At 74.7% G+C, this 16,329-nt stretch carries 15 protein-coding genes; 2 read left to right on the forward strand and 13 right to left on the reverse strand.

Annotated elements, in window-relative coordinates; all coding sequences use genetic code 11:
* The first annotated feature begins 26 nt into the window (after positions 1-26).
* Complete coding sequence (locus ACIBG4_RS00810) at positions 27-1,475, forward strand: FG-GAP-like repeat-containing protein (protein WP_397200061.1); 1,449 nt, start codon at positions 27-29, stop codon at positions 1,473-1,475.
* On the opposite strand, the gene ACIBG4_RS00815 is transcribed toward ACIBG4_RS00810, so the two are convergent.
* From ACIBG4_RS00815 to ACIBG4_RS00840, 6 genes are read right to left on the reverse strand one after another with little or no spacing between them, the layout of a single operon-like run.
* Positions 1,460-2,968 (reverse strand): ATP-binding protein, encoded by a 1,509-nt coding sequence (locus ACIBG4_RS00815; protein ID WP_397200062.1) that lies wholly within the window; start codon positions 2,966-2,968, stop codon positions 1,460-1,462. The genes ACIBG4_RS00810 and ACIBG4_RS00815 overlap by 16 nt on opposite strands.
* A gap of 10 nt (positions 2,969-2,978) precedes the next feature.
* Complete coding sequence (locus tag ACIBG4_RS00820; RefSeq protein WP_397200063.1) at positions 2,979-3,671, reverse strand: response regulator transcription factor; 693 nt, start codon at positions 3,669-3,671, stop codon at positions 2,979-2,981.
* Positions 3,668-4,222 carry a hypothetical protein gene (locus ACIBG4_RS00825; protein ID WP_397200064.1) on the reverse strand — a complete coding sequence of 185 codons (555 nt, stop codon included), beginning with the start codon at positions 4,220-4,222 and terminating at the stop codon, positions 3,668-3,670. The genes ACIBG4_RS00820 and ACIBG4_RS00825 overlap by 4 nt, the downstream gene beginning before the upstream one ends.
* Positions 4,223-4,258: 36 nt before the next feature.
* Positions 4,259-5,515, reverse strand: a complete 1,257-nt coding sequence (locus tag ACIBG4_RS00830) for an ABC transporter permease (protein ID WP_397200065.1) — start codon at positions 5,513-5,515, stop codon at positions 4,259-4,261.
* Positions 5,512-6,243 carry an ABC transporter ATP-binding protein gene (locus ACIBG4_RS00835; RefSeq protein ID WP_397200066.1) on the reverse strand — a complete coding sequence of 244 codons (732 nt, stop codon included), beginning with the start codon at positions 6,241-6,243 and terminating at the stop codon, positions 5,512-5,514. Before ACIBG4_RS00835 ends, ACIBG4_RS00830 begins: the two co-directional genes overlap by 4 nt.
* Positions 6,240-7,370 carry an efflux RND transporter periplasmic adaptor subunit gene (locus ACIBG4_RS00840; RefSeq protein ID WP_397200067.1) on the reverse strand — a complete coding sequence of 377 codons (1,131 nt, stop codon included), beginning with the start codon at positions 7,368-7,370 and terminating at the stop codon, positions 6,240-6,242. Before ACIBG4_RS00840 ends, ACIBG4_RS00835 begins: the two co-directional genes overlap by 4 nt.
* 203 nt (positions 7,371-7,573) lie before the next feature.
* Between ACIBG4_RS00840 and ACIBG4_RS00845 the strand changes: the two genes are divergently transcribed.
* Positions 7,574-9,265, forward strand: a complete 1,692-nt coding sequence (locus tag ACIBG4_RS00845) for an efflux RND transporter periplasmic adaptor subunit (RefSeq protein WP_397200068.1) — start codon at positions 7,574-7,576, stop codon at positions 9,263-9,265.
* A 30-nt stretch (positions 9,266-9,295) separates the two neighbouring features.
* Here ACIBG4_RS00845 and ACIBG4_RS00850 read toward each other — a convergent pair whose 3' ends face one another.
* The 7 genes from ACIBG4_RS00850 to ACIBG4_RS00880 all read right to left on the reverse strand — a co-directional run bounded on the left by ACIBG4_RS00850 (position 9,296) and on the right by ACIBG4_RS00880 (position 16,316).
* Positions 9,296-10,852: an alkaline phosphatase D family protein gene (locus tag ACIBG4_RS00850; RefSeq protein ID WP_397200069.1), complete on the reverse strand. Its 1,557-nt coding sequence runs from the start codon at positions 10,850-10,852 to the stop codon at positions 9,296-9,298.
* Between the two features lie 115 nt (positions 10,853-10,967).
* A complete protein-coding gene (locus ACIBG4_RS00855) occupies positions 10,968-11,561 on the reverse strand; it encodes an HAD family hydrolase (protein WP_397200070.1) in 594 nt (197 codons plus the stop codon).
* Positions 11,558-12,376, reverse strand: coding sequence for a hypothetical protein (locus ACIBG4_RS00860; protein ID WP_310714086.1), 819 nt, complete (start codon positions 12,374-12,376; stop codon positions 11,558-11,560). The genes ACIBG4_RS00855 and ACIBG4_RS00860 overlap by 4 nt, the downstream gene beginning before the upstream one ends.
* Before the next feature lie 96 nt (positions 12,377-12,472).
* Entirely contained in the window at positions 12,473-12,856 is a 384-nt protein-coding gene (locus tag ACIBG4_RS00865) for an ArsC/Spx/MgsR family protein (RefSeq protein ID WP_397200071.1), read from the reverse strand.
* A gap of 59 nt (positions 12,857-12,915) precedes the next feature.
* The gene (arfB, locus tag ACIBG4_RS00870) at positions 12,916-13,323 is read right to left on the reverse strand and encodes an alternative ribosome rescue aminoacyl-tRNA hydrolase ArfB (RefSeq protein ID WP_310714082.1); all 408 of its coding nucleotides are present in this window, start codon (positions 13,321-13,323) and stop codon (positions 12,916-12,918) included.
* A gap of 170 nt (positions 13,324-13,493) precedes the next feature.
* Positions 13,494-14,225 (reverse strand): NADPH-dependent FMN reductase, encoded by a 732-nt coding sequence (locus ACIBG4_RS00875; protein ID WP_397200072.1) that lies wholly within the window; start codon positions 14,223-14,225, stop codon positions 13,494-13,496.
* Between the two features lie 84 nt (positions 14,226-14,309).
* Entirely contained in the window at positions 14,310-16,316 is a 2,007-nt protein-coding gene (locus ACIBG4_RS00880) for an ABC1 kinase family protein (RefSeq protein ID WP_397200073.1), read from the reverse strand.
* Between the last annotated feature and the right edge of the window lie 13 nt (positions 16,317-16,329).

Consider the following 16,329-nt stretch of genomic DNA (forward strand, 5'->3'; position numbering starts at 1 on the left):
CCTTCCGGGGAGTCATCACTGGAGACATGAAAGCGCTGCTCGCCGCATGTCTGCTCCTCCCTCTCGCCTCCGGCCCGGCTCACGCCGGGGCGGGTACGGCCGCCTCCGGCAGGGTCGCCGCCGGTACGGCCGCCGCCGCGCGGTCGTGCGGCGGCGGGGCCTCCGACTTCGACGGCGACGGCCGTGCCGACCTCGCCGTGGCGGCGCCGTACGACGACCGGCGCGCCGGCTCCGTGACCGTCCTGTACGGCGACGGGCGGAAGGTGCGGCTCGTCCAGGACGACGCCGAGCCGGGCGACTCGTTCGGCTCGGCGCTGGCCACCGGCGACTTCGACGGCGACCGGTGCGCCGACCTGGCGGTGGGGGTGTCGGAGGAGTTCGCGGGCGAGCGGGTGCCGGGCGGTGACGGCAACGGCGCGGTCCAGGTCTTCCACGGCTCACCGGAGGGGCTGCGCGCGGGCGAGCGGCTGGTGCTGCGCAAGCCGTCCAGCGACCGGTTCGGCGCCACGCTGGCGGCGGGCGACCTGGACGGCGACGGCCGCGACGAGCTGGCGGTGGGCGCGCCCACCCGGGGGCGGGGCGGCGCGGTGGTCGTCTACTGGATGAAGGGGCGCGGCCCGTACGAGATCACGCAGCGCACCCGCTGGGTGCGGCAGGCCGCGAACGTCACCGACCAGTGGGGCGGCGCGCTCGCGACGGGCGACTTCGACGGCGACGGCCGCGACGAGCTGGCCGTGGGCGCGCCCGCCGACAGCGTCACCCAGGACGGCCAGGGCTCGGTGACCGTGCTCGACGTCGCGCGCGGCCGGGCCCTGGCCCTGACGCAGAGCAGCCAGGGGATCAAGGGCTCGGCGGAGAAGTGGGACGCGTTCGGCGCGGCGCTGACCTGCGGCGACTTCGACGGCGACGGCCGCGACGACCTGGCCGTCGGGGTGCCCGGCGAGGGGCTGAGCGCCAACCAGCGGGCGATGGACTACGGCGACGGGGCCGTGCACGTGCTCTACGGGGGCCGCTCCGGGCTGCGGGGGGCCCGGAGCGAGATGTGGACGCAGCGGCTGCTGCGGGGCGAGCCGCGCTACTACGACCGGTTCGGGGCGGCGCTGGCGGCCGGGGACTTCAACGGCGACGGCGACGACGAGCTGGCCGTGGGGGTGCCGGGCGAGAACGCGGTGCAGGTGCTCGCCTCCGACCCGGCGGGCGGCCTGACCCGCCACGGGGACGTGCTGGTCAAGGGCCGCGGCGCGGTCCCGGCCGTGCTGCCGGCCGCGCGCGGCGAGCACGTCTCGGCCCTGTCCGTCACGGCGAGGAAGGCGCCCGGAGGGCCGGCTGACGGGCTGGTGGTGGCCGAGCCGGACAAGGGCGCGGTGTGGCTCGTGCCGGGCGCGCGCAAGCCGGGCCCGTACCCGGGGGTGCGGCCCGGCCGGGCGCGGGAGCTGGGCGAGGGCACCGGCCTGTACGGCTACGCGCTGGGGTAGGAGCCCGGCTCGGCGGCGGGCAGGACGACGCGGAAGACCGCGCCCTTCCCCGGCTGCGACGAGGCGGTGATCGCGCCCCCGTGCGCCTCCACGAGCGTGGCCGCGATCGACAGGCCCAGTCCGGCCCCGCCGGCGCCGCGCGCCGGGTCGGCCCGGTAGAACCGCTCGAACACCAGCTCCGCGATCTCCTGCGGGAACCCGGGCCCCTCGTCGGCCACCTCCAGCTCCACCCGGTCGCCGGACACGCCGACCCCGACGCGGAACGGCGTGCCGGGCGGCGTGTGGGTGAGCGCGTTGCCGATGAGGTTGCCCAGCACCTGGCCCAGGCGCGGCTCGTCGCCGACCACCGGCACGGGCCCCTCTCCCCCGTCGAGCCGGACCAGCTCGATGACCCGGTCGGGGGCGAGCGTCTGCGCGTCGATGACGGCGGTCGCGGCCAGGCTCAGCAGGTCCACGGGGCGCCGGTCGAGGGCGCGCCGCTGGTCGAGCCGGGCCAGCAGCAGCATGTCCTCCACGAGCAGCCCCATGCGGGCGGCCTGCCCCTCGATGCGGCCGAGCAGCCGGACCGCCTCGTCCAGGCTCCGCTCCTCACCCAGCCGGTACAGCTCGGCGAAGCCCCTGATGGAGGTGAGCGGGGTGCGCAGCTCGTGGGAGGCGTCGGCCATGAACCTGCGCATGACCTCCTCCGACCGCCGGGCGGCCGTGGCCGAGCGGCGGGCCTCCTCGGCCGCCGCCTCCCGCTCCCGCACCGCCACCTCGATCCGGCCGAGCATGCCGTTGAGCGCCCGGCCGAGCTTGCCGACCTCGGTGGTGGCGGCCCACAGCGGCACCCGGCGCGACAGGTCGCCGCCGGCGATGTCGCGGGCGGTGCGGGCGATCTCGCCGAGGGGGCGCAGGCTCCGCCGTACGACCCAGTAGCAGGCGATCCCCAGCACGACCAGCGTGCCGCCGCCGCCCACGACGACGATGAGCATCAGCTGCGAGACGGTGCCGTCCACGTCGCCGAGGTTGATCGCGACGACGCGGCTGTCGCCGTCGCGGGCGGGCACGGCGATCACCCGCCACAGCGGCCCGTCGGCGGGCAGCGACTCGACGGTGAAGGGGCGGCCGGCGCGGCGGGCGACCTCGGCGCTGGTCAGGCGGGGCAGGTTCGGGGTGTAGTCGTCGGTGGACTCGGAGAACCTGCGTATCACGGTGCCGCCCGCGTCGACGAGCACGCCGTGGAACAGGCCGTAGAAGCGCTCCGGCGACCGCGGACCGGCGGTGGGGTCGGGGGGCGGCGGCATGCGCGCCGGGCGGCTGGCGGAGTGGAGCTGCTGGTCGACCCGCTCCACGAGGTAGCCGCGCAGCAGCCGGACGGCGAACAGCCCGGTCAGCGCGATGGCCAGCGTGACCATCAGCAGCGTCGCGGAGACCAGGCGCAGCCACAGCGGGGTGCGCGCCAGGCGGCGCCGCACGCCGCGGACGGCCTCACTCCCGCGCCCCACGCTCATTCCCTCCGGGTCAGTCCTTCGGCGGGCGCAGGATGTAGCCGACGCCGCGCAGGGTGTGCAGGTGCCGGCGCTCGCCCGTGTCGAGCTTGCGCCGCAGGTAGGAGACGTACGACTCGACGAGGCCGACGTCGGTGCGCCAGTCGCCGTTCCAGACGTGGTCGAGGATCTGGGTCTTGGACAGCACCCGGCCGGTGTTGAGCATGAAGTAACGCAGCAGCCGGAACTCGGTGGGCGACAGCCGCACGGGCAGCCCGTTGCGCCACACCTCTTGCGTCTCCACGTCGAGCTCCAGGTCGCCGGAGCGCAGCCGGTTGGGCAGGGGCGCGCCGCGCCGGGTGCGGCGCAGCACGGCGCGGATGCGGGCGATGACCTCCTCCAGGCTGAACGGCTTGGTGACGTAGTCCTCGCCGAGCCCCAGCCCCGCCAGCCGGTCCTCGGGGGTGTCCTTGGCGGTGACGAACAGCACCGGGACGCGCCGGCCGCGCGAGCGCAGCCGGGTGGCGACGGTCAGGCCGTCGAGGTCGGGCAGCATCACGTCGAGCATGACGAGGTCGGGCGCGCGCTCCTCGGCCACCCGCAGCGCGCTCTTGCCGTCGGCGGCGGTGAACACCTCGAAGCCGGCCATGCGCAGGCTCGCCGAGAACAGCTCCCTGATGTTGGGCTCGTCGTCGACGACCAGCAGCCTGGCCTCGGGGACGCTCATCGGCCGCCGCCTCCCTGGGTGATCGACACGGCCGACACCGAGCCGTCGGCGGCCTTCTCCCCGCGCACCACGACGGTGGTGCCGGTGGCCAGGTCGGACACCTTGGCGGGCTTGGAGATCTGCACCGTGGTCGAGCCGGTGGTCGTGACGGTGACGGTGGAGCCGTCCATGGCCTTCAGGTATACCTTGCCGTCCGCCACCTTCTCGACGGTGCCCACCGTCCCGCCGCCTCCCACGCGGCCCATGCCGGGCTGCCCGCCCGGCTGCCCGCCGTAACCGGGCGGGGTGCCGTACCCCTGGGGCATGCCGTTGCCGCGCTGGCCGTACCCCTGGGGCCCGGCGCCCGCCTGCCGACCGGCGGCGGCCGGCACGGCGTCGCCGCCCAGCGTCTTGTGCGCCTGGATGCCGATCAGCACGCCGGCCACCAGCACCACGCCGGCCCCGAGCGCGAGCGTGAGCTTGGACGGCGCCCGGCGCGGCTGGACGGCCAGCTCCTCGCGCAGGTCGTCGCGGAACGGCGAGGAGTCGAGCGAGCTGTCGCGCTCGGCCATGTCAGTCTCCTAGGGGGATACGGGGATGGGGACGCGTCACTCGTGGCGCAGGGCCTGGATCGGCCTCAGCTTGGCGGCCCGGTTGGCGGGATAGCTGCCGAAGAACAGCCCGATGCCGACCGACACGCCGAGGGCCAGCACGACGGACGACGGGACGAGCACCGGCTCGATGCCGGCGATGGTGAACCGGGTGCCGGCGAAGGCCACGAGCACCCCGGACAGCCCGCCGACGAGGCTCAGCAGCGTGGCCTCCATCAGGAACTGGCCGAGGATCGCGCCGCGGGGCGCGCCGATGGCCTTGCGGATGCCGATCTCCCTGGTCCGCTCGGTGACGGTGACGAGCATGATGTTGGTGATGCCGATGCCGCCGACCAGCAGGGAGATCGCCGCGACCGCGCCGAGCAGCACCGTGAAGGTGCCGGTCGCCGCGCTGACGGTCTCCTGGAGGGTGGCCTGGTTGAGGATGCGGTAGTCGGCGGCGGCCGTGCCGGTGATGCCGTGCCGCTGGTTGAGCAGCGCCGTGACCTCGGCCTGCGCCGTCTCGGTGGCGGAGGCCCCGGTGGCCCGGACGACGATCGAGCCGAGCGACCCGAACCCGGTCAGGCTCTGCTGGACGGCGGGCAGCGGCGCGATGGCCACGTCGTCGGCGTCCTGCATGCCACTGGAGCCGCTCTCCTTGAGCACGCCGACGACCGTGAACGGCACGCCCGACACGCTCACCTGCCGGCCGACCGGGTCGAGGTCGCCGAACAGCTCCTCGGCCACGGTCGTGCCCAGCACCATGACCTTGCGGGCGGCCAGCACGTCGTCGTTGAAGAAGTACGTGCCCCGCTCCACCTGCTTGTTCATGGCCTCGAAGTAGCTCGGGTAGGTGCCGACGAGCTGCGAGACGGTGTGGCTGGCGGCCTCGTAGGTGGCGGTGGCCGAGCCGGCGGTCACGACGGGCGAGACGGTCGCGACCGACGGGGCGGCCGCCTTGTCGGTCAGGGCCTCGGCGTCGGCCAGGGTGAGCTGCCTGGCCTGCGTGCGGGGGCCGGTGTTCTGGCCTCCGCCGCCGGGGGCGCCCCGGCCGCCGCCCGCGCCTCCGCCGGTGAAGGACGGGGAGATGGTGAGGGTGTTGGCGCCGAGCCGCTGGATGTTCTGCTGGATGCTCCGGGACGAGCCCTCGCCGACGGCGACGAGCAGGATGACCGCGGCGACGCCGATGAGGATGCCCAGCGTGGTCAGGGCGCTGCGCATCTTGTTGGCCAGCAGGCCGCGCAGCGCGAAGCGGACGATCTCCAGCCGGTTCACCGGGCGGCCTCCGCGAGCCTCGGCGGCGGGCCGTCGACCGGCGCCTGCCTGCGGTCCTCCACGACCTCACCGTCCACGAGCCGGATGACCCGCTTGGCGTGCGCGGCGACGTCGTCCTCGTGGGTGATGACCACGATCGTGCGGCCGGACTGGCTGAGCCGGTCGAGGATGTCGAGCACGTCGCGGGTGGAGGCGGTGTCGAGGTTGCCGGTGGGCTCGTCCGCGAGCAGCAGGGCCGGCGCGGTGACGAGGGCGCGGGCGACGGCGACGCGCTGCTGCTGGCCGCCGGAGAGCTGGTTGGGCTCGTGGTGGATCCGGTCGGACAGGCCCACCTGCTCCAGCGCGGCGAGCGCGCGGGCGCGGCGCTCGGCCTGGCCGACGCCGCCGTACACGAGCGGCAGCTCCACGTTCGCCAGCGCGCTCATCCGCGGGATCAGGTTGAACGACTGGAAGACGAAGCCGACCCTGCGGTTGCGCAGCAGGGCGAGCTGGTGCTCGTCGAGCAGGCCCACGTCGGCGCCGTCGATCCGGTAGCTGCCGGAGGTGGGGACGTCGAGGCAGCCGAGGATGTTCATGAGGGTGGACTTGCCGGAGCCGGAGGCGCCCATGATGGCGACGTAGTCGCCCTCGTCGACGTCGAGGTCGACGCCGCGCAGCGCGCGGACCCGGGCGTCGCCCTCGCCGTACTCCTTGACCAGGTCCCGCACGCGCAGGACGGGATCGGTCATCGCCCGCCTCCGGGCACGCCGCCGCCGCCGGGGAAGCCGCCGCCGAAGCCGCGCTGCTGGCCGTTGCCCGTGCCCGTCCCGGTGCCGGTGCTGACGGAGGGCAGGACGACCACGTCGCCCTCGGACACGCCGGAGGTGATCTCCGAGGTGGCGGTGCCGCGCACCCCCACCTGGACCGGGGTCCTGACCTGGCCGCCGTTCCTCAGCAGCGTGACCGTGCTCTGGCCGCCGCTGGTGGAGATGGCGGCGGTGGGGACGGTGACGGCGTTCTCGGCGGTGCCCACGACGACCTCGACGGTGGCGGTCTGGCCGAGCCGGACCTGCGCGGGCACGCTGCCGAACGTGATCGTCACCGGGTACTGGACGACGTTGTTGCTGGTGGCGGCGACCGGCTGGATCTGGCTCACCTTGCCGGTGGCGGTGACGCCGGGCAGCGCGTCGAAGGTGACGGTGGCGCTCTGGCCGACCTTCAGCTTGCCGGCGTCCGACTCGGTGAACGAGCCGACGAGCTGGAGCTTGCGGGTGTCGGCCACCTCGATGAAGCCCGACGTACCGGACGAGCCGGACGAGGCGGATGAGGCGGACGAGCTGTTCGCGCCCGGCTGGCCGGACTGGGTCTGCCCTGAGCCCGAGGACGAGCCGGAGCCCGAGGATGAGCCGCCGACGCTGCCGTTCACGGCGGTGACCGTGCCGGCGAAGGGCGCCCGGATCACGGTGCCGGCGACCGTGCGGCTCGCCTCGCGGTAGGCGTTGCGCGCCTTGACGTAGGCGGCGTAGAGCTGCGCGGTCGAGGTTCCGTCCTCGGTGGCGGAGGCCAGCGTGGCCTCGGCGGCCGACAGGGTCTCCCGCGCGGCGGCGTCGTCCACCTCGGCGAGGATGTCGCCCTTGCTCACCTTGTCGCCGGCCTTGACGTTGACGCGCTCGACCGTGCCGCTCGTGCCGAACGTCAGCGCCCTGCTCTTGGCGCTCTCCACGGAGCCCGACGCGGTCACCGAGGCGGTCACGCTGCCCCGGCCGGCCGTCGCGGTCCGCAGGGCCGTCTCGCCGGCCGCCTCGTCCGTGCCGAGCTGGGCGTAGGCGAACGCGGCACCGCCCAGGAGGAGCACCACCAGCGCTCCGTTGGTCACCAGCGTCCTGCGGCTGGTAGTGGTCGTCGGCGCTCTGCGCCTGGGGGACACCTTCACAGGCGGTGACCCTGGCACACCAGCCTGCGCCGGAGCCGGGAGCTTGCTGAAGGTTCGCTGACAACGGCCGCCGTCCCGAAGGCACACAGCGAACTCTGAGCCGGCTCGCAGGAGGGCGTGAACCTGCCGCGCCAGGATGGGCCGTCATGAGACCGACTTCGCGGCCGAAGGCGCTCGCGCTGGGCGCGCTGGCCCTGGCCGTCCTGGCGGGCGGCTCCGGCCTGGCCGTAGCGCTGCGCGACGACGCCCCGGCCACCGCCCGGATCCAGCTGGCGGCGGCCAGGCGCGGCGCGGTGACCGCCTCGGTGACGGCCGCCGGCAACACCGTCGACGCGTCGCGCCGCGACCTGGCCTTCGGCGGCTCGGGGACCGTGACGCGCGTGTACGTCAAGGTCGGGGCCAAGGTGCGCAAGGGGCAGGTGCTGGCCCGGATCGACGGCCGCGCCGCGCGGGAGTCGTACGAGGCGGCCAGGGCGGACCTGGCGGCGGCCGAGGAGGCACTGGAGGACGCGTCGTCGTCCACGACGGTCACCTCGTCCTGCGCCCCGTCTTCCTCGGCGGCCCCGGCAGCCGCCGTCCAGGGGGTCGCCGTCCAGGGGGTCGCCGCCCAGGGGATCGCCGCTCAGGGTCTCGCCGCCCAGGCAGCCGTGTTCCGGCTGGCCGGGACGCCCACCGCTCTCCACGGGACGGCCGCCTCCCCCACGCCCACGCCCTCCTCGGCGTCGCACACTCCCGGCCACCCCTCGCCGGACCCGACCCCGCCCGAGCCGCGGCCCACGGCGACCGTCACCGTGACGGCCACCGTCACGGTCACCGCGACGGCGACGGCGACGGCGACCACGACCGTCACCGCCGCGCCGCCGACCCGCCCCTCGACCACGGAGCCCACCGCCGGACCGACGGGCGGCCCGGCTCCCACCCCCACTGCGCCCCCCGCTGGGTCCCCCGCCACGTCCCCCACCGCGTCCCCCACGGGACGTCCCACCGGCGGCCCGAGCGCCGGCCCGACCGGCAAGGCCAGCCCGGGGACCAGCGGCAGGCCGACCGGGAAGGCGACCGGCAAGCCCACGGGCAAGCCGTCGGGCGGTCCCTCCGGCCGGCCCTCGGGCGGTCCCAGCACCCGCGCCTCCAGCGGCGCGCGTCCCTCCCAGGGGGCGTGCGCGCCGGGCGGCGGCGCGAAGGGCGGGCTCAGCGAGGAGCAGGCGCAGGCGAACGTCGACCGCGCCCAGGCGGCGCTGGAGCAGGCCGCCGACGCCGTACGGGGGACCCGCATCGTGGCCCCCGCCGCCGGCACGGTCCTGTCGGTCGCGGGCCGGGCCGGTGACGCCGCCGGCGGCGGCACGTTCGTCAGCCTCGGCGACCTGGACGAGCAGCAGGTCCAGGCCATGGTCACCGAATCCGATGTGAACCGGCTCAAGATCGGCCAGAAGGCGCAGATCACGCTGGCCACGCGCCCCGGGCAGCGGTACGCGGGCCGGGTGACCGGCATCGCCCCGACCGCCACCACGGACGGCAGCCTCGTCCGCTACTCCGTCGCGCTGGCCTTCGACGAGCCGCCGTCGGGGATCATGCTGGGTCAGACGGCGTCGGTCGTGGTGACGACCGGCAGCGCGGCGGACGCCGTCTACGTGCCCGTCGCGGCGGTGCGCGGCCGCGCGGACGGCGCCTCGGTGGTCACCGTGCGCTCGGGCGGCCGGGACGCCACCCGCGTCGTGCGCACGGGCGTGCGCGGCGACCAGTACGTGCAGGTCACCTCGGGCCTCAGCGAGAGCGACCAGGTGGTGCTGGAGGGCGGCTCGGGCAGCGGGTTCCCCGACGGGGCCTGGCCGGGACGCTGAGCCAACCTTCAGCGTCCGCACAGGAGACGGTCAGGCGCGGGCCTGGGCGGTGGACGGGATCGTGACCCGGTGCGCCGTCCTGGCCCGGGCTCCCCGGCGGGAGATGTAGTCGAGGGTCCGGTAGTCCACCGACAGCTCGTCGCGGGTGAGCCTGGCCATCAGGTACCCGCGCCGCTGGTCGATGAACGAGATGTGCGGGTTCTCCGACAGCGCCTCGGCGATCCACGCCTTGTCGCGGTAGCCGTCGCCGTCGCTGGCGATCGAGGAGGCGATGAGCTCCTTGGCGATCACGGGCGCGTCGGGGTCGTCGAAGTCGGTCTTGAGGTCGGCCAGGTGGTGCATGTGGGCGTCGCCGGTCAGGACGACCGGGTTGGACGTGGCCGCGAGCGAGCCGAGGAGCCGGGTGCGCTCGGGGGCGTAGCCGTCCCAGGAGTCGAGGTTCACCTCGCGGCCCGGCCCGACCTTGTAGTCGCGCTGCGTCATCATGATCTGCTGCCCGAGCAGGTTCCACCGGGCGGTGGAGCCGCGCAGGCCGCTCTCCAGCCAGCTCCACTGGTCCGGGCCGAGCAGCGTCCGCCCGGAGTCGAGCCGGTCGTCGCAGCCGGCCCGCACGCCGTCCAGGCACGCCTGGTCGTCGCGGAACTGGCGGGTGTCGAGCAGGTGGAAGCGCGCCAGCGGCCCCCAGGAGACGCGCCGGTTGACCCGCAGCACGGCGCCCTGCAGGCTGGCGCGGCGCAGCGGCATGTTCTCGTAGTAGGCGCGGAAGGCGTGGGCGCGGCGGCCGGCGAACCCGGGCGCGCCGGTGCTGGAGACGGAGCCGGCCCAGTTGTTCTCGATCTCGTGGTCGTCGAAGGCCACCAGCCACGGGGCGGTGGCGTGGGCGAGCTGGAGGTCGGGGTCGCTCTTGTACTGGGCGTGGCGGAGCCGGTAGTCGGCGAGCGTGGCGCACTTGCCGGGCGTGTGGGTGCGGACCCGGCCGGCGAGCGCGGTGTAGCCGCTCGGGCCGTACTCGTACATGTAGTCGCCGAGGAAGACGACGAGCTCCGGCTCCTCCTCGGCCAGGCGCCGGTAGGCGGTGTAGTAGCCGTGCTCGTAGTGGGCGCACGCGGCGACGGCGAACGCGAGGGGCCGCTCCCCCGCGGGCGCGGTCCGGGTCCGGCCGGCGGGCGACAGGCGGCCCTGGGAGCGGAAGCGGTAGAAGTACTCGCGGCCGGGCTCCAGGCCGTCCACCTCGACGTGGACGCTGTGCGCGGCGCCCGCGCGGGCCGTGGCGCTGCCGGAGCGGACGACGGACCCGAAGCGCTCGTCGGCGGCGATCTGCCAGTCGACGTCCACGTCGCGGGACGGCATGCCGCCGCGTCCGTCGCCGCCGAGGGGGTCAAGGGCGAGGCGGGTCCAGAGCACGAACCCGTCGGTGGAGGGGTCGCCCGAGGCGACGCCCAGCGTGAACGGGTCGCCCTTGAGGGCGAGGGAGCCGGCCGCCGCGAGGGAGGCGGAGGCCCCCGCCGATGAGGTGGAGGTGGTGAGGGCGCCGGCCTGGGTGAGCAGGCCGGCCGCCGCCGCGGTGAGGAAGGATCTGCGGTTCACGCCTCAGGTATGTCCGGCGCCGCTGACCCGGTCATGACAGCGGCGCCACGTACGAGTGAACAGCGTCGGTCGAGGCCGTGGGCCGGCGCGTGGATCAGCGCTGATCAGCGGGCGATCAGAGGGCGCGCAGAGAGGTCAGGTCGGCGCGCAGCGCGCCGGCCGTCGTGAACGGGACGCCGGTCATTCCCGCCTCCCGGGCCCCGGCCACGTTGACCTGGCGGTCGTCCACGAAGACCACGTCGGCGGGGTCGGCGCCCAGCTCGCGGGCGAGGTGGTCGTAGATCGCGCGATCGGGTTTGACCAGGCCGATCCGGCCGCTGAAGACGCGGTGCGGGATGGCGGCGACCCAGGGCAGCGCCTCCAGGCCGTCCGCCTGGGAGGCGGGGGCGTTCGACAGCAGGCCCACGCCGCTGCCGCCGGCGAGCAGCTCGCCGAGGAGCGCGACCACGCCCTCGTCCGGGTGCGACCAGCTCGCCACGTCCATGGCGTTCAGGCGCGCCGCCTCCCCCGCGTCCACGGACCGGCCCAGGACCGCCGACCAGTACTCCTCCGTCGTCAGGGCGGCCCGGTCGAAGTCGAGGCGGTGCTTCCAGTACCCGGCCCGGAACGCCGCGGGGTCGGCGCCCGCCGCGCGGACCATCTCGTCGACCTCGGATTCGGGCTGGGGCAGCGACAGGACGTTGCCGTAGTCGAAGACGATCCATCTCATGACAGAAAGGGTCGCAGATGCGGGTCGATCGCCGGGCAGCCCAGGTACTTCTCGGCCGTGTGGAAGTCGATCCAGTCCAGGTTCACCAGCTCCTCGACGTCGACGCCGGCGAAGCTGTCGCACAGATCCGGGGGGATGGCGGCGATGTCGTCCTTGTCGGCGATGTTCACCCACCGCCGGACGCCGGGCGGCCGCCCGCCGCGGCCGTTGACGGGGGCGGGCAGGAGGCGCTCGAAGACGACGTTGCGCATGCCGAGGGGGCTGCCGAGGGTCAGCAGCAAATCCACCTCGACACCGGGGTCGGACCAGAGCGCCTCGTAGGCGACGACGCTGCCCAGGGAGTGGGCGATGACGACGCGCGGCCGGTTGCGCCGGATCGTCGCGGCGACGGCCTGCCGCGACCGCTCCCGCCTGACGGGGTCCGTCAGGTACGCGGCGACCTCGGGCGCGAAGAGCTGGGCGAACGCGGCCGAGCGGGCGTCGAGCCGCGTCAGCAGCCAGCCCGTGAACGTGCGGAGCGCGCCGGTGACGTGCTCGCCCCAGCCGCACTGCCGGGCCCACTCGGCGAGCACGTGGTGGGCGTCGGTCCCCATGGCGGCGAACGCCTGGGGGCCCCGCTCGGGGGCGCGGTCGTGCAGGAGGTGCGAGAAGTAGGCGACCTCGGTGACGTACGGCCTGGCCTCCCCGCCGAGCGCCGCGTGCAGGTAGCGGTTCCACTTGAGGCGCATCGCCTCGGCCGCCCCGCTCACCGAGTTGCCGGCTTCGAGATAGTAGGTGTACTTCCCGATCCCGTGCACGCCGACGATCCCCGCCACAGCGCCTCCCCACTAGACCCGCGGATTCCCGGCGATGGTCGCACATGTGGCTTGCATCCCACCATCAGAAGATCGACGGGAGGTCGCCTCCAGCGGTTACTCGTCGTCCGGGCGGGCCGGCTCGCGCTCCAGGACGGAGCGGACGGCGTCCGGTGAGCGGCCCACCACCGCCGTCCCGTCGTCCGCGGTGATGATCGGCCGCTGGATCAGGACGGGATGGTCGGCCAGCGCCGTGATCCAGCGATGGCGGTGGCCGTCGTCGCGCGGCCAGTCGGTGAGGCCCAGCTCGGCCGCGGCGGCCTCGTTGAGGCGGGTGATGTCCCAGGGCTGCAGGCCGAGGCGCCGGAGAACCTCTTCGATCTCCTGGGCGGTCGGCGGCTGTTCCAGGTAGTGCCGGACGGTGTAGGAGGCGTCGGCGGCGTCCAGGAGGGACAGCGCGCTCGCGCACTTGCTGCAGGCGGGGTTGATCCAGATCTCCATGCCGTGGTCCTACCGCATCCGGACGTCCCGGGGCGAGTGCGCCCCGCGTGTCGGGCCGGTCAGGGGTCGCGGCGGAGGCGTTTGAGGTCGGCGCGCTGCTTCTTGGCGGTGATGCGCCGCTCGACCGCCCCGCGGCCGGGCTTGGTGGGGCGGCGGCGCTTGGGCGGGGGCGCGATCGCCTCCCTCAGGCGCTGCGCCAGCCGCTGGCAGGCGGCCTCACGGTTGCGCAGCTGCGAGCGGTACTCGGAGGCGGCGATCGTGATGACCGGCGAGCCCAGCCGGTCGAGGGCGCGGGCCTTGAGCGCCGGCGGGAGCGCGGTGCTGGCCGCCACGTCGAACGTCAGCTCCACCCGGCTGTCCGTGGTGTTGACGCCCTGGCCGCCCGGGCCGGAGGAGCGGGAGAAGCGCCACACGAGCTCGGCGTCGGGGATGACGACCGCGTCGTTGACGACCAGCGGGCCGGGCATGGTGGTCTGCTCCTGTCGTTCGTCGTGACCGGGGTTCCGGCGACCCCTCCACCGTACCGAGCGGACATATGCCGCGGCCAACGGCTTTTCTCCGGTACGTGTCCCGTACCCGGCTCCGGCCCGACCGGGGTGCGGTCGGGCCGGAGGCGTGACGAGCGACGCGGGGCCGGTCAGGCGGTGAGAGCGGCCTCGCGCCGCAGCGCGGGCTGCCTGACGGGTACGGGCTCCATGACGGGCACGGGCTCGCCGACCGGCGCCGGGCACAGGCGGCTCACCACGTCCCGCACCTGCTCGCGCAGCCGGCCCACGGTCAGGCGGCCCCGCTCGTCGAAGTGCGGGCACAGCGGCGAGATGACCAGCTCGGCCCCCGTGACCATGGCCCCCGCCTCGCTGAGCTGCCGGTACAGCTCCGCCTGCGCCCACATGGCGCCGCAGGCGCGGGCGCTGGCGCTCATCACCGCGACGTGCTTGCCGGTCAGGGCGCCGGAGGCGGACATCCACCGCAGCGCGTCCCCCAGCTCGACCGGCAGCAGGCTGTGCTCGGGCGCGATCAGCAGCAGCGCGTCGGCGTCGTCCACCAGGCGGCGCAGGCCCGCGGGCGTGTCGGGCATCGGTCCCCCGGTGAACGGCGGCACCGCGGCGAGCCCCGTCCAGGGCGTGAACTCCACGCCCGGCGGCAGCTCCCCGCCCACCGCTGTCAGCAATCTATTGATGAAGGATCCTGCGTGGAGGCTCGCGGCGATCCCGATGATTCTCACCCTTCGCTCCCGAAGGATCTCAATGTGGTGGCCATGGCCGGGAACCTGCCCGATGTCGGGGATGTCCAACACCAGGTCAAGGTCAAGTTGCGACCCGAGCCGGCACGGGACTCCGGCGCGCCTCTGACCTGCGAGGACGTTCACTCGCTAGAGATCAACAGAATGATGTTCTGTTACCGGTGGGGCAAGAGTGTTGACCGGGAGGGTGGTTTTTACCGGCCTGGGTGGCTACGGGCGCTGGTCGCGGGGGCGGCGGAAGACGACGGCCAGCACCCGCAGCACCAGGATCCCGCTGATGACGAGCAGGTTGTACCCGATGAGCTGGAAGAGGCTGATCTCCGGGGTCACCCGCGGGCCGCCCTGGACGCCGAGGAGCAACACCGCCATCAGCCCCGCCGTGGCCCCGAGGACCGTCAGCAGCACCTGGTGGAGCAGCCCGGTCAGGAAGCGGCGGTCGCGGTCGTCGGCGAGGAGGCGGACGTTGACGCCGAGGCGGCCGTGCTCGGCGGCGCTGGCGATGCGCTCCATCCTGCGGGGCAGGCGCCGCAGCATGGGCAGCAGCGCGGCCACCTCCTGGACGACAGTCTCCTTCAGGGCCCCGCCGTCGAGCCGCTCGGCGAGGTGGCGCCCGGCGAACGAGCGCGCCTCACCGACGAGGTCGAACCCCGGAGCCAGCCGCTGCAGCGTTCCCTCCAGCGTGGCCAGCGCGCGGAACACGGCGGCGACCTCCGGCGGGACGGACAGGCCGTGCCCGGAGACGATCCTGAACAGGTCGGTGAACATCTGGACGCTCGCCGCGCCCGGCACCAGGTGCCTGGCCATGAACTGCCCGAGGGCGCGCTCCAGGGCGGGCTCGTCGATGTCCTCGGGCCTCGGCATCACCTCCAGCAGCGCGTCGGTCACGGCCAGGGGGTCCTGCCGGTTCATGGCGAGCAGGAACCGCTGGAGGGCGGAGCGCATGGAGGTGTCCAGGCGGCCCACCGAGCCGAAGTCGAGCAGGCCGAGCGTGCCGTCGTCGAGCAGCATGAGGTTGCCGGGGTGCGGGTCGGCGTGGAAGACCCCCTCGACCAGCACCTGCCGGAGCAGGCAGTCGAGCAGGGCGCGGGCGAGCTCAGGGCCGCTCTCCGCGCCGGCGCCGGCGGCGGCGAGCGGGCGGCCCGTCAGCCGCTCCATGACGAGGACGCGCTCGCCGCACAGCGCCGTGACGGGGGCCGGGTACGTGACCGCGATCCGGCCGGAGTCCGCGAGCCCGCCGGACGGCCCCGTGGGGGCGGCCGGCCGGGACGCGGTGACGGCGGCCATGTTGGCCGCCTCGACCCGGAAGTCGAGCTCCTCGCGCAGCGCCGCCGCGAACCCCTCGGCCAGGTCGCGCACCCCGAGCGAGCGGCCCCAGCGCGTGCGGCTCTCCAGGGTGGCGGCGAGGCGGCGCACGATGTCGAGGTCCCTGGCCACGATCTGGTCGATGTCCGGCCGGCGCACCTTCACCACGACGCTCTCACCGGAGTGCAGCCGGGCGGCGTGCACCTGAGCGATGGACGCGGCGGCCAGCGGCGTCCGGTCGAACTCGGCGAACACGGTCTCGGCCGGGCCGCCCAGCTCGGCGGTCAGCACCGGCTCGACCTGCTCCCACGGGGCGGGCGCGACCCGGTCCTGCAGCAGGCCCAGCTCCTCCACGAACTCCGGCGGCAGCAGGTCGCGGCGCGTGGACAGCACCTGGCCGAGCTTGACGAACGTGACGCCGCCGTCGTCGAGTGCCCGGCGCAGCGACGCCGCGAGCCGCTGCCTGCCGGGCCGGTCCTCGACCCGGTCGCCGCGCCCGCGCAGGTAAGGGCCGAGGCCGTGCCGGACGGCGATCCGGGTGATCTGGGAGTAGCGCCTGGCCCTGGAGATCCGGCCGCGCAGCGACCGGGCCAGCTCCAACGGCCCCGGGATGGAGCCCGGCGGCACCAGCGCCTCGGCCAGCACGAGGATCACCATGGGGATGAGCACCACGCACATGGTCACGAGCAGGACCACCCACACGGCTCCGATGCCGGGATCGGCCTTCCGCCCCGCGGGGAACGAGCCCATGATCGGCGAGAGCAGCGGTGCGGCGATGGTGAAGGCGAGCAGCGCGGCCAGGAACGTGCGGACGGCCCCGAACCTGACCCCCAGGAGCCGCCGGGCGGCGCCGGCCAGCAGAATGATCAGCACCAGTGCGGCGAGGGAGACGGTCAGCGCCACGGGGAAGTCCATGGCCCCCGATCAT

This window comes from Nonomuraea sp. NPDC050383 (assembly GCF_044459125.1).
Classification (GTDB): domain Bacteria; phylum Actinomycetota; class Actinomycetes; order Streptosporangiales; family Streptosporangiaceae; genus Nonomuraea.